Source organism: Psychroserpens mesophilus (genome assembly GCF_000826645.1).
Taxonomy (GTDB): Bacteria; Bacteroidota; Bacteroidia; order Flavobacteriales; family Flavobacteriaceae; genus Psychroserpens; species Psychroserpens mesophilus.
Window position 1 is genome coordinate 316181 of sequence record NZ_JXJP01000008.1, and the last position, 13077, is coordinate 329257.

General features: G+C 33.2%; 10 protein-coding genes. 3 read left to right on the plus strand and 7 right to left on the minus strand.

Annotation, left to right across the window (positions count from 1 at the left end):
* Positions 1-369: 369 nt before the first annotated feature.
* From TD18_RS08750 to TD18_RS08765, 5 genes are all read right to left on the minus strand, one after another.
* On the minus strand, positions 370-1548 hold the full coding sequence (locus tag TD18_RS08750; RefSeq protein WP_040251340.1) for an AIR synthase related protein: 1179 nt from the start codon (positions 1546-1548) through the stop codon (positions 370-372).
* A 36-nt stretch (positions 1549-1584) separates the two neighbouring features.
* Positions 1585-2286: an outer membrane beta-barrel protein gene (locus tag TD18_RS08755; RefSeq protein ID WP_084205887.1), complete on the minus strand. Its 702-nt coding sequence runs from the start codon at positions 2284-2286 to the stop codon at positions 1585-1587.
* A 231-nt stretch (positions 2287-2517) separates the two neighbouring features.
* Positions 2518-2658, minus strand: a complete 141-nt coding sequence (locus TD18_RS17195) for a hypothetical protein (RefSeq protein ID WP_160289460.1) — start codon at positions 2656-2658, stop codon at positions 2518-2520.
* Positions 2659-2881: 223 nt separating this feature from the next.
* Positions 2882-3559: a hypothetical protein gene (locus TD18_RS08760; protein ID WP_040251343.1), complete on the minus strand. Its 678-nt coding sequence runs from the start codon at positions 3557-3559 to the stop codon at positions 2882-2884.
* 259 nt (positions 3560-3818) lie between these two features.
* Positions 3819-6005, minus strand: coding sequence for a glutamine synthetase III family protein (locus TD18_RS08765; protein ID WP_040251346.1), 2187 nt, complete (start codon positions 6003-6005; stop codon positions 3819-3821).
* 188 nt (positions 6006-6193) lie between these two features.
* On the opposite strand from TD18_RS08765, the gene TD18_RS08770 reads away from it, so the two are divergent.
* A complete protein-coding gene (locus TD18_RS08770) occupies positions 6194-7213 on the plus strand; it encodes a glutamine synthetase beta-grasp domain-containing protein (protein WP_040251348.1) in 1020 nt (339 codons plus the stop codon).
* A gap of 63 nt (positions 7214-7276) precedes the next feature.
* Here the strand turns inward: TD18_RS08770 and TD18_RS08775 are convergent, their stop codons facing one another.
* Positions 7277-8218, minus strand: coding sequence for a calcium/sodium antiporter (locus TD18_RS08775; protein WP_040251351.1), 942 nt, complete (start codon positions 8216-8218; stop codon positions 7277-7279).
* A gap of 152 nt (positions 8219-8370) precedes the next feature.
* Between TD18_RS08775 and TD18_RS08780 the strand changes: the two genes are divergently transcribed.
* On the plus strand, positions 8371-8730 hold the full coding sequence (locus TD18_RS08780; RefSeq protein ID WP_040251354.1) for a BlaI/MecI/CopY family transcriptional regulator: 360 nt from the start codon (positions 8371-8373) through the stop codon (positions 8728-8730).
* Between the two features lie 2 nt (positions 8731-8732).
* Positions 8733-10883 carry a M56 family metallopeptidase gene (locus TD18_RS16675; protein ID WP_052461104.1) on the plus strand — a complete coding sequence of 717 codons (2151 nt, stop codon included), beginning with the start codon at positions 8733-8735 and terminating at the stop codon, positions 10881-10883.
* 36 nt (positions 10884-10919) lie between these two features.
* Here TD18_RS16675 and TD18_RS08790 read toward each other — a convergent pair whose 3' ends face one another.
* Positions 10920-12935 (minus strand): endonuclease, encoded by a 2016-nt coding sequence (locus tag TD18_RS08790; protein ID WP_040251356.1) that lies wholly within the window; start codon positions 12933-12935, stop codon positions 10920-10922.
* Between the last annotated feature and the right edge of the window lie 142 nt (positions 12936-13077).

Below are 13077 nucleotides of genomic sequence, written 5' to 3' on the forward strand. Positions count from 1 at the left end.
AATATTTTATGGATTTTAAGCAGTTGATTACTTGTTAACAACTCAGAAAAATAATTTTTTAAGTTTTAGCGTTATAAGTGATATGCGAAAGCAATTCACCTCTATACTAAACTATTATAAATCAATGGCATTCTGGTCGTTTTTGGTCACTTTAATCATCACGATTGTTAATCCGGAATTGATTTTGGCATTGAGCACCAAACTGTGTTTGATTTTCTTATTATGGCTTATGCTGAATGACAGAAAAATGAGACAACGTCTTCGGTTTTACAAAATACGCGGCGTTTCTAATCTTAAGTTTTTTAGTGTAATTTTTCTTTTTGACGGTCTGCTAACTTGTGTGTTTTTATATCTAATTAAAGGATTTATTTAATATTCAAACACTCCAAATTCACTAGAAATTGTTAGCTTTTTCTCCTTAGAAGCTTCTACTCTACCCACTATTTGCGCATTGACGTTAAAGGATTGCGAAATAGCGATAAGATCTTCAGCGATTTCTGGTGACACGTATAATTCCATTCGGTGACCACAATTAAACACTTGATACATTTCTTTCCAATCGGTTTTAGATTGTTCTTGAATCAATTTGAATAATGGCGGAATAGGAAACATATTATCTTTTACGATATGTAAACTATCAATAAAATGAAGAATTTTGGTTTGCGCTCCACCAGAGCAGTGCACCATTCCGTGAAGTGTTTTACTATTGTATTTTGATAAAATTGCCTTTATAATAGGTGCATAGGTTCGCGTTGCTGATAGTACTAACTTACCAGCATCAATAGGTGAATCCTCTACAACATCAGTAAGTTTTGTTTGTCCGGAATACACTAAATCTTCAGGTACAGACGCATCAAAACTTTCAGGATATTTTTCAGCCAAATACTTATGAAATACATCGTGACGTGCAGAAGTTAATCCGTTACTTCCCATACCTCCATTATATTCGGTTTCGTAAGTCGCTTGTCCGAAACTTTCCAAACCTATAATAACATCGCCAGCTTTGATATTGGCATTATCTATTACGTCAGTACGTCTCATTCTAGCGGTTACAGTGGAGTCTACAATGATGGTTCTCACTAAATCACCTACATCAGCAGTTTCTCCTCCTGTCGAGTGAATAACAACTCCAAACGATTTTAAATCATTTATAAGTTCTTCTGTTCCATTGATAATTGCTGAAATAACCTCACCAGGAATCAGGTTTTTGTTTCGACCAATAGTAGAAGATAGCATGATATTATTGGTTGCACCAACACAAAGCAAATCATCGATATTCATAATAAGCGCATCTTGAGCAATGCCTTTCCAAACTGAAATATCTCCAGTTTCTTTCCAGTACATATAGGCTAATGATGATTTTGTACCTGCGCCATCAGCATGCATGATGAGACAATAGTCTGGATCATTAGTTAAATAATCTGGAACAATTTTACAAAATGCTTTTGGAAATAATCCCTTGTCAATATGCTTTATAGCATTATGAACATCCTCTTTTGATGCCGAAACACCACGTTGTGCATAGCGTTTACTTATGTCTTCACTCATAATCTCAAATTAGACCACAAAAGTAACAATTGTTATCTATTTTTTAATGTAATATTCATCATTTAAAAGATTAGAATCGATTACTGTAGCTTGGTCTTTGAGTTTTTTTGATTTCATTTTTGAACCTCCAAAATAGAAATTCACACCCAGAGCTAGCCTAAAATATGTATCATCAGAATCTCCAGCTTCAAGACCATCTAAGGTATCGCTTAACACATAGTTATAATCTGTATATAATTTCACTCCAATGTTCTCAGATACGATATATTCAAGTCCAGCACCACCTTGAAACTTATTCGCGGTTTCTTTAAAATGATTAGATGCATTAAGACCTGCACCAGCAAACACAAAAGGTGAAAACTTATTATGTGGGAGCACTGTTAATTCGAGATTGAAATCAAAAGACATAAAACCTTCATTATAGATATCAATAAACGCTAGATTAAATTTATGGTAACCAATATCGATTCCGAAGTGTGGTGTTATTGATCTTTTGTAACCGATATGACTGTAAATCTCAAACATAGGATCAACAAAATCTCCATTAATAACTGAAGTACCTAAGGCTACATCAAATGCATTCGTACCTCTTAAATCGAAAAATTCAGTTTTGTAAGCATTTATAATCTTAACTTCATTGTTAGTTTCAGAAGCTTCGTCTTGAGCATATCCTAAAATAGGAATGAGAAATAAAACAAGTAACGTTTTTCTTGCTATGCAAATTGGTTGTGCTATCATCAATTTCAATATTAATTAAACATAAATTAATTAATAACAAAAGAGATTTCAGTTCACGATTTAGAGGACAATTGGGCTGTAATATAAAAATTATATATCAATGAGTTGCCTTTTCTACAAATTCAATGACGTTCATAAAAAAAAGACAAACGAATTATTGTAATCCGTTTGTCTTTCTAGTCGATAGATTTCAACCTATCAGACTGTTTCCTTTTGTAACTGATAAAGTGTTTACGATTCTGCTTGTATACTCAATTCTGTCTTAACGACAGCATCTTGTGTTAAGTTCTCATTGACATCCGTAGAGTCATCCTGAGAGAAAAGCAGTGTAGCAAACATCAAGGCAGCCACACTTAGTAGTAACTTCTTCATTTTTACAAAAATTGATTAATAGCACTACAAACTTAACAAAATATGTTGCTAGGTATGAGGTGTTAACCTCTTTTTCGATTAGTTGTAAAAATTAAGCGTTGAAATACCGTTTTTTTCTTACAAATAGGGTAAAATTACGTACACAACTTCAATGTTTAAGCATAAAAAAACCCGTTAGACATTAGTTTAACAGGCTAATTTTATAGTACAACTATGAATTACATCAGTTAACTTCAATCGGGTTAGAATTAATGATACTAGTATGATTTTTTTTAACTTTTTGCAGTTTGTTAGATTTCGAATTACCAATATAAAAGCACAGTCCTATAAGCGCATTAAAATATAATTGATCTGCCACTTGCAAAAGCTGAGAGCCCTTTTGTTCGTCATAAATATAATCTGCTTCAATTGAAGCAACGATAGCTAACTTAGCTAAAAGCAAATAATCTATACCTAATCCACCTTGCACCTTATAATTTTGATCTTGATAATCATTAGAAGCTAAGATTCCAGCACCAAGATACCCAAATGGTGATAACTTATGACTAGGAAACACATACCATTCTAAATTTAAATCACCTGAAAGAAAGCCATTAGAATCGAAATCATAATTTTTAATGTCGAACTTTTTTAGGTTTCCATTAATATTCAAATTAGGTGTGATAAATCGTTTGTATTGAATTTGAATAAAGTTTTCTATATCTGGTGTAATGACATCTCTATTTAAGAGTGTACTACCTACTCCAAACATAATTATATTCTTGGCTCTTATGCTAGATTTTAAAATAGAATCTGAAATAGGCTTTTCGCCAACGGTGGTTAATTCTTGAGTGAAACATTGTAATGAAAGCAATATCAGGACACACGATATTGAGCGTTTAATTCTTGTAGGTTTAATCATAATCACATTTTAGTTTGTACACAATAGCATACAAGTTATTAGGGTTTAATAATAAAATGGATTAATTAAAAAGGTGCAATCGTGTTGTTGAAATTTTGTAACACTCTTATTAAAATACAATCTTATTTCAATAATAGGGATGAGTAATACAATGCAATTACAAAACAAATAACTATAATTCTTAACATGTGATAATCATATATTCGATTAGCAGTTAAGAATTATAGTTAAAATGCGATTTTTCGCTCAAAACAAATATCTATTTGGTAAAAAGTAGCTCTCTATACTTGGTTAATGGCCAAAGCTCATCATCAACTAACAGTTCTAATTTATCACAATGATATCTAATATCTTCAAATAAAGGTTTTACAATATGACAATACGCATTGGCTTTCTTTTCGAGGTCATCAATGGCATTCGCCTTTTTACGTTCTTCAATCATTTTGGTCACATTGGAATTAATACCTTCAATATGATTAGAAATCTGCTCAATAAGGTTGAGTTGTTCTTTAGCCAGCTTTTTAAAAGACGTTCCGTAAATATCTTTAAGTCCTTTCACATTATCGATCAAAATATTCTGGTAACGTACTGCAGTTGGCACCACGTGATTTCGAGCGATATCTCCTAAAACACGTCCTTCAATTTGAATTCTAAGTACATATTCTTCAACTTCTATCTCATAGCGTGCTTCGGATTCAATTTTATTCATAACATTCATCTCTTCAAAAAGTTGAATGGCTTTCTTAGATACTTTTGCTTTCAGAGCTTCAGGAGTGGTTTTATTATTACTCAAACCTCTCTTCTTAGCCTCTTTTTCCCAGGCTTCACCATAACCATTACCTTCAAAAAGGATATGCTTTGATTTTTTAATGTATTCTCTTAACACATTAAAAATGGCATCATCTTTTTTCATGTCTTTTTTAGAAACCAAAGTATCAACTTCAGCTTTAAAATCGATTAATTGCTTGGCAACTATGGTATTTAAAACAGTCATTGGATTGGCACAATTAGCCGTAGAACCTACTGCTCTAAATTCAAACTTATTTCCTGTGAACGCAAATGGCGATGTACGGTTTCGATCTGTATTATCAAGTAATACATCAGGAATTTTACCAACTACGTTTAATTTTAAATCTGTTTTTTCCTGAGGAGACAATTTTCCATTGGTAACGTTTTCCAACTCATTGAGTGTACGTGTTAATTGCTCACCAATAAAAACTGAAATGATAGCAGGAGGTGCTTCATTAGCACCCAAACGATGATCATTACTTGCAGAAGCAATTGCAGCTCTTAATAATTCTTCATTATCGTAAACTGCTTTAATTGTATTTATGAAAAAGGTTAAAAACTGAAGGTTACTCATTGGCGTTTTTCCTGGACTCAATAAATTAACACCTGTATCTGTACTTAAACTCCAGTTGTTGTGTTTACCCGAACCATTTACACCTGCAAAAGGCTTTTCATGAAATAAAACTTTAAAATTATGACGCTCTGCAACCTTATCCATCACATCCATTAACAACGAATTATGATCGACAGCTAAGTTAGCTTCTTCATATATAGGAGCCAATTCAAATTGATTTGGTGCCACTTCATTATGTCTTGTTTTTACAGGAATTCCAAGCAACATACATTCAGTTTCTAAATCACGCATGTAAGCCATAGCTCTATTTGGAATGGTTCCGAAATAGTGATCATCTAATTGCTGACCTTTAGCTGGTGAATGTCCAAGAAGTGTCCTTCCTGTTAATGTGATATCTGGTCTCGACATTGCCAGTCCGCTATCAATTAAAAAGTATTCCTGCTCCCATCCTAAAGATGCATTTACCTTTTTAACATTCTTGTCAAAATATTTACAAACAGCAACAGCAGCAGTGTCTACAGCCTGAAGCGCTCTCAATAATGGTGTTTTATAATCTAAAGCTTCACCAGTATAAGACACAAAAACAGTTGGGATGCATAATGTTGTTCCATACACAAAAGCTGGAGATGTAGGATCCCAAGCAGTATATCCTCTTGCTTCAAAAGTGTTTCTAATACCTCCATTAGGAAAACTCGATGCATCAGGCTCTTGCTGTACTAATTGTCCGCCTCCAAATTTCTCAATAGCTAAACCGTTTCCTATAGTTTCAAAAAATGCGTCATGCTTTTCAGCAGTTGCACCTGTTAAAGGCTGAAACCAATGTGTATAATGCGTTGCTCCTTTAGAAATTGCCCATTCTTTCATACCTGTTGAAATATGATCTGCGACACTTCTTTCAATTTTTGAACCTTTACTAACCGCACTCATGACACTTTCATAAGCCTCTTTAGTTAAGTATTGACGCATTATCGATTCGTTGAAAACGTTAGCGCCGAAAATTTCAGAGCGTCTTACATTTTCTTCAATATGAATCGGTTTGTGTTTAAATACTTCTTTTAAAGCATGAAATCTAAGTTTAGACATAATAATTATATATTTTTTAATTTTACAGGGCAAATTTAACTAATATTTAAATTACAAACGAATTTACCCCCTAAAAAATAGGGTTATAATAATTGTTAATAACATTTTATCTAAAATTACCCTCGTTTTTTTTGACTGAAAATAAAAAATTATAATATTTGTGCTTTAATTTTTTAAACAAACACAGCATGAGCAAATCTAAATTAGAATACATTTGGTTAGATGGCTATAAGCCAACACAAAACATGAGAAGCAAAACTAAAATTGAAGAAAACTTTAGTGGCAAATTAGAAGACTGTCCGATCTGGTCTTTTGATGGAAGTTCAACACGTCAAGCTGAAGGTGGTTCATCTGATTGCTTATTAAAACCCGTCGCTATTTATCCGGATCCAGCAAGAACTAATGGATATCTTGTTATGACTGAGGTTTTGAATGCAGATGGAACGCCTCACGTATCTAATGGTAGAGCAACAATTGATGATGATGACAATGATTTCTGGTTTGGATTTGAACAAGAATATTTCATTATGGATAAACACACACAATTACCTTTAGGGTTTCCAATTGGTGGTTATCCAGCTCCTCAAGGATTGTACTACTGTTCTGTTGGTGGAAAAAACACGCATGGCAGAGATTTAGTTGAAGAACATGCCGACTTATGTATTGCTGCAGGATTAAATTTTGAAGGTATTAATCAGGAAGTTGCTGCAGGACAGTGGGAATTTCAATTGTTTGCTAAAGGCGCTAAAATAGCAGGTGACGAGATGTGGATTGCACGTTATTTATTAGATCGTTTAACTGAACAATATGGTTATTACATTGAGTACCATCCAAAACCATTAGGAAAAGATATGGATTGGAATGGTTCTGGTATGCACGCCAACTTCTCGAATACCACATTAAGAACTTGCGGTTCTCAGGAAACTTATGAGAAAATATGTGAAGCCTTCAGACCAGTAGTTAAAGAACATATTGAAGTTTACGGAGAATTTAATGATCAACGTTTAACTGGATTGCATGAAACTGCATCTATCCATGATTTTAGTTATGGTATTTCAGACAGAGGTGCTTCTATTCGTATTCCTATTATTACTGTTGAAAAAGGCTGGAAAGGCTGGCTGGAAGATCGTCGTCCAGCTTCAAATGCTGATCCTTATAAAATTGCAGGAAGAATTATTAAAACTGTAAAATCAGCTAATATTAGCTAAATTATATCGAATTTGTTTTGTTCAAAAGCGTCTTCTTAATTTTTAAAGAAGGCGTTTTTTATGTTACGATTTAAAAGCGAAGAAAATAAATAATCCGTAGGCAACAACTAATAATAAGCCCTTATATCTAGAGATATTCATTCGTTTAGGAACTATTATTAACGGTATTAAAACAGCTGCAAAAGCTAGCATCCAATAAATATCACGCGATAATATGGAAGCATCTGTAACTTCAATGGTTTTAATTATTGAGGTTAAGCCTAACACAGATCCAATGTTAAAGATATTTGAGCCAATTAAATTCCCTAGTGACAAGGCTTTTTCTTTTTTTACAGCAGCTATAACAGAAGCTGCTAATTCTGGAACGCTTGTTCCTATTGCAATAACTGTAGCGGCTATCACAGCATCGCTAACACCTAATGCTGTAGCCAATTCTTTTGCTCCATCAACCAGCCATACTGAACCAAAATATAAAGCAATAGCGCCAATTAGTAACCAAATAACAATTTTAAAATTCGAAACTACAGCGAGACTTTCATCAATGGCTTCTATCACTTTTTCCTTTTTTGCAGCTTTTAACAACACAAATAAAAAAAGAATTAAAGCGCCAAACAACATACAGCCTTCTATCGATGAAAGCTTATTATCGTTATATAAAAAATAGTATAACACAATTGAAAACAACATCATTGCCGGCCAATTGAGCTTATAAAAACTTTTGTCGACAGCTATAGAACTCACTAATGCTGTAATCCCTAAGACTAATCCTATATTAGCAATATTAGAACCAATTACATTATTCAGTGCAATTGCTGGAGAACCTGTTAATGCTGCATTCAAGCTCACTAAAAGTTCTGGAGCAGATGTTGCAAAACTAACAACAGTCATTCCAATAACCATTTTAGAAATGTTCAATTTAAAAGATAAGGCAACTGAAGAACGTACCAGAAACTCTCCACCAATTACTAAAAGCACTAACCCTAAAATGATCCAAAGCAAACTCATGTAATCAAAATTTTTGCGAAGATACTACTTCATCTGATTAATAGTATAAATACTTTTGAAAACTTAATTTTTAGTTAAATAACTAAAAGAATAGTTGTATAACTATAAAAATAGTTATACGTTTGTTTTTATAATTTATAAAATTCAACAACGTGCAAAAGCTCACCAATAAAGAAGAAGAAATCATGCATATTTTATGGAAGTTGGAAAAAGCTTTTGTAAAAGATGTTCTGGCAGAAATCAAAGACGACAAGCCACATTACAACACCTTATCTACGATAATCAGAAATTTAGAAGAAAAAGGTTATGTCAGTTATAATGCCTACGGAAAAACGCATCAATACTTTCCTGTCGTTAGTAAGGAATCCTACAAAGAACGTTTTATGAATACGGCTATTGAAAGCTATTTTAATAATTCGTATAAGAATGTTGTGTCCTTTTTTGCTAAGGAAGAAAAAATAAGTGTTGACGAATTAAAAGAAATCATTGCATTAATTGAAAACAAAAAGTAATTATGGACTATCTTTTAAAATCGTCAGCTGTTATATTCATTTTCTATGCTTGCTACAAAGTATTCTTACAACGCGATACGTTTTTTAATTCTAATCGCTGGTTCTTGCTGCTAGGATTATTAATTGCATCATGCATTCCTCTTATCGTAATTCCTGTATATGTTGAATACACTCCTATTCAATTACCTAACTTTATTGGCACGACTGTTAGTGAAAATCCGATTACTTTACAGGAAGAAACATTCAATTTAATAGATTTACTACCTAATATTTATTTGTTAGGTCTTGTATTCTTTTTAGTAAAATTAATTATCGAGTTACTATCTCTCAACCGTATATTAAAAACAGGAACGATTCAATCGTTTCAAAATTTCAAACTGATAGAAACCACCAAACAAGTCGCTCCATTTTCGTTTTTCAATTGTATCGTTTATAATCCAACACATTTCAATAACGAAGAGCTACAACATGTTATAAACCATGAAAAAGCACATATACAACAACTACATTCTCTCGACACCATAATTTCTCAAATTACTTGTGCTTTTCTTTGGTTTAACCCTTTTGTTTGGTTGTATAAAAAAGCCTTACAACAGAATTTAGAATTTATAGCAGATCAAAAAGCCCAGTTCGCATCTCCTTGTGAAAAAAGCTATCAAACTGTTTTATTAAAAGCCAGCGTACAAAATCATCAACTTGTATTTACTAATAATTTTTACACATCATTAATCAAAAAACGAATCGTTATGTTACACAAATCAAAATCTAAAAAACGAAATCAACTCAAGCTTATTCTGGTTCTTCCGCTATTAGCATTTTTCATTATGAGTTTCAATACCAAAACTATTTATGTTGAAACGGTCGAAGAAGACAATCAAACGACTAATTCAGGAGAAACCATTGAAATTATCTTCACAAAAAACACAAGCGATGAGGATCTTGAACAGATTAAAAAAGAACTTCAAAGCAAAGGCATTACGTTTACCTATAAGAATGTAAAACGTAATTCTGATGGCGAAATCATTGCAATCCACACAGAATTCAAAAGTGCTGATAACTCTTCAAATTATAACATTTCTGGAGAAAACGGAATCAAACCCTTCCATTTTAAAAGTAGTGATGACAGTTTTAGTGTTGGTTCACTGGATTACAAGTTTATAAATGAAAACACAAAAACTAAGTCTTCTCAGGAAACAAACAGAGTTGTAATCATAGAAGAAGACGATGACGATACTAATTCTACAATAATAGATCTAAAAACGCTAAGAGAAAAAGACAGTGTTTATGTCATTAGGAAGACTAACAAATTAACATATTCGACTGGCACCAGTGAAGATGAGGATTCAACAATTATTATTCAGGAATCAGACGAGCCAATTTTCATTTTAAACGGTAAAAAAGTTGAAAAATCAATTTTTGAAGATGTAGATTCAGAAGATATTGAATCTGTGTTTGTTTTAAAAGGAAAAAGCGCAATTGAAAAATTTGGAAATGATGGCAAGAATGGCGTAATCATAATGACAAAAAAAGGTTCCAAAGGTTTGTTTTCTGAATCTGAAGACAAGGTTGTCTTTAATTCAAAAAACAGTTTTAAGTTTGAAACCGATGGCAAGCAACCGCTATTTATTCTTAACGGAAAAGTGATTGACAAAGAGGATTTAAATAATGTCAGTCCGAATATTATTGAAGATGTTGAAGTACTAAAAGACAAATCTGCCACAACGTTGTATGGCAAGAAAGGAGAAAATGGCGTAATCATTATCAATACCAAAAAAGAAGGCATTTTAAATAGTAAAAATAAAGGCATCCTCGTTGTTAAGGAGGATGAAAATCCTTATCAAATTGAAGTTAGTAATGTATATGTTACTTATGATGACGAAGAAGTTGCAACAGAATTTATTATTACTAAAAATTCTTCAGACGCCTCTTTAGAGCAACAAAAATTAGAACTTAAAAAACATGGCATTGATGCAAAATTCTCTAAAGTAAAGCGCAATAAAGCTGGCGAAATTACAAGCATTAAAATTTCTTTAGATGATAACGATGGACGAAAATCCAGTGCCAGCTGGAAAGAAAAAAATCAGGCAATTCCAGATATAGTCATGGGTAAATCTAACGACGACAAGCTTTATATACAAGCCATAGGAAACTAAAAAAAAGCCCAAATATAAATTTGGGCTTTTTGTTTACTAATTAATGATAATCTTTTTAACAATCTGTCTGTTATTTGAATACAGATTAAGCAAATACATCCCGTTGGATAATTCCAGATCGACATACCCATCACCTTGTAAATCAAACGTTTTTACTTGTCGACCTTCAATAGATAAGACATCCATTTTAGCATCATGTTGAAGTCCTCTGATGTAAATTCTGTTCGACGTCGGATTTGGAAACACATGAATATTTGTCAAATCAAATTCAGAAACACTTAATTGCTGATCCCAAACATCTCCAATATTATCTCCCCAAATATACTCTACTAAATCTGGCTGATCTATAAACGGATTCCTATTGAATTGCCATGTATAAACCACATTATTCCTGTTCATTTCATAATCATCAGGAGGATCGGTTCGATGCCAATCTAGCAAGGTTTCCAAATCGCCTAATTCTCCTGGTCCATTTTCAGGATAACCATTCACAACAGCTAATCCATTAAATCTAACAGCCATATATAAAACACTTCTTGCTGCATCACCTCTGAAACTTTCACCCAATCGCATTGGATCTCCTGACGATGCATCAGAACCATCATAACCACCTAAATTCGGGTCTCCATAATGCTTGTTATTACGAGTGCTATTTTCAGGACCATCAACAGCTCTCAATGCATGAGCATCAGAATTACCATGACGCAATGAATCGGCAGTAGTATTCCAAAAAATATTTCTTCCATCTGCAATTTCATCTTCTTCAATATCAAAAAATCCACCACGCGAACGAGGATACGTGTGCTCTCTATTCCATCGTCCTGTACTCACAGAACCTGTTTGAAAGTCTAGCTTAGGACGACCTTGTTCTGTGTAAACCAACCATACCTCATTACTGTTTTCGGGATTTTGATCAGCTTCCTTTAAAATATCAATAACATCAGCATAAGTTTGTGCTCTAACCACGCCTTCTTCAGCAATAATATCTTGTAAAGCCTGACGCAAGGCATCATCTGCCAAACCATCTAAACTATTGTAATATCCATTTGGTTGCGTACTGGCAACAGTTCCATAAGTAGGCTCTAAAGGTGTTCCAAAAGTCGCCATCGTAAAATCGTTATCTACAATTCTTATTTCAATATTATCATTCAGCTGCACATAAGGAACAGGCAAACTTTCAAAACGGATTCGTGTCACCTCATCACCTTCATCATCGCTATCATCAATAAGCGTTATGGTTGTTGATGCTGTGCTTTGTCCAGAAGGAATTGTGATCGATGTGTTTCCAGTATAGTCAGACGTATTAAAACCTTGATTGTTTAACAGAATATTGAAATCCAGGTTTGTAGCTACGTTAGTTTCCGACGTAAATGTAATATCAAAACTTTCCCCTTCGTTGTATTGTGATTGTTCAATATTGATGCTAATTCCGTTGAAAATAATTCCGCTTCCATCATTAAGTTGTCGTGGTGTTGGAGTTGTAGAAGTGTACGTCACATTTCCATCCATATCTTCAAATCGCTGAATAGAATTGGTATTGTTACTGGAGCCTTCATTTATTTGTTCGATATCGACAAATCGAGGATCCTGACTAAAAATGGCGATCATATCTGTATCATCAGCATCAGACGTGTCATACAATAAAACATCAACTAAGTTTTCAATGGTTGCAACCGTCTCTTCAGGAAAATCAAAATCATTCGCCTGATAAATTGCCACAGCATCAGCTCCGTTTTGAATGACATTTTCGGAAATTAATAGTTGAGGCACAGGTGATACCGAATTACTACCAATAAGTAAAATGCCATTAACATCTGTGATGTAACCGTCTAAATCAATTGCGAAATAACTGGAGTTCATTCCTGAGTCTGAACCATTAAAGAAAACTAAAACGTAACCATCTAAAGGAAAGTTTGGCGTTTCTGAGAGTAACTCGACAAATTCCATATTGTCTGTTCCTGGAGTATCACAATCCAATTCATTTATAACAACTTGAGAAAAGACTGAGTTTGTTATAAGAACTAAAAAAATAAAAAGTAATAATGACTTCATGTCTAATTTTTGTTTAGCACAAATGTAAACATCAATTTAAGTATAATCGATTTATAGGTTTAATAAATAATTAATTTTAACATAACTGTCTAAAAAATCACCTCATTATAAATCACGAAATAATCCTGGTTTTAGGTTTTCA

What these genes read in the sequence shown, in the direction of transcription:
- TD18_RS08750 (WP_040251340.1), bottom strand. Translation starts at nt 1,548, where the DNA reads ATGAGTGAAGACATAAGTAAACGCTATGCACAACGTGGTGTTTCGGCA.
- TD18_RS08755 (WP_084205887.1), bottom strand. Translation starts at nt 2,286, where the DNA reads ATGATAGCACAACCAATTTGCATAGCAAGAAAAACGTTACTTGTTTTA.
- TD18_RS17195 (WP_160289460.1), bottom strand. Translation starts at nt 2,658, where the DNA reads ATGAAGAAGTTACTACTAAGTGTGGCTGCCTTGATGTTTGCTACACTG.
- TD18_RS08760 (WP_040251343.1), bottom strand. Translation starts at nt 3,559, where the DNA reads ATGATTAAACCTACAAGAATTAAACGCTCAATATCGTGTGTCCTGATA.
- TD18_RS08765 (WP_040251346.1), bottom strand. Translation starts at nt 6,005, where the DNA reads ATGTCTAAACTTAGATTTCATGCTTTAAAAGAAGTATTTAAACACAAA.
- TD18_RS08770 (WP_040251348.1), top strand. Translation starts at nt 6,194, where the DNA reads ATGAGCAAATCTAAATTAGAATACATTTGGTTAGATGGCTATAAGCCA.
- TD18_RS08775 (WP_040251351.1), bottom strand. Translation starts at nt 8,218, where the DNA reads ATGAGTTTGCTTTGGATCATTTTAGGGTTAGTGCTTTTAGTAATTGGT.
- TD18_RS16675 (WP_052461104.1), top strand. Translation starts at nt 8,733, where the DNA reads ATGGACTATCTTTTAAAATCGTCAGCTGTTATATTCATTTTCTATGCT.
- TD18_RS08790 (WP_040251356.1), bottom strand. Translation starts at nt 12,935, where the DNA reads ATGAAGTCATTATTACTTTTTATTTTTTTAGTTCTTATAACAAACTCA.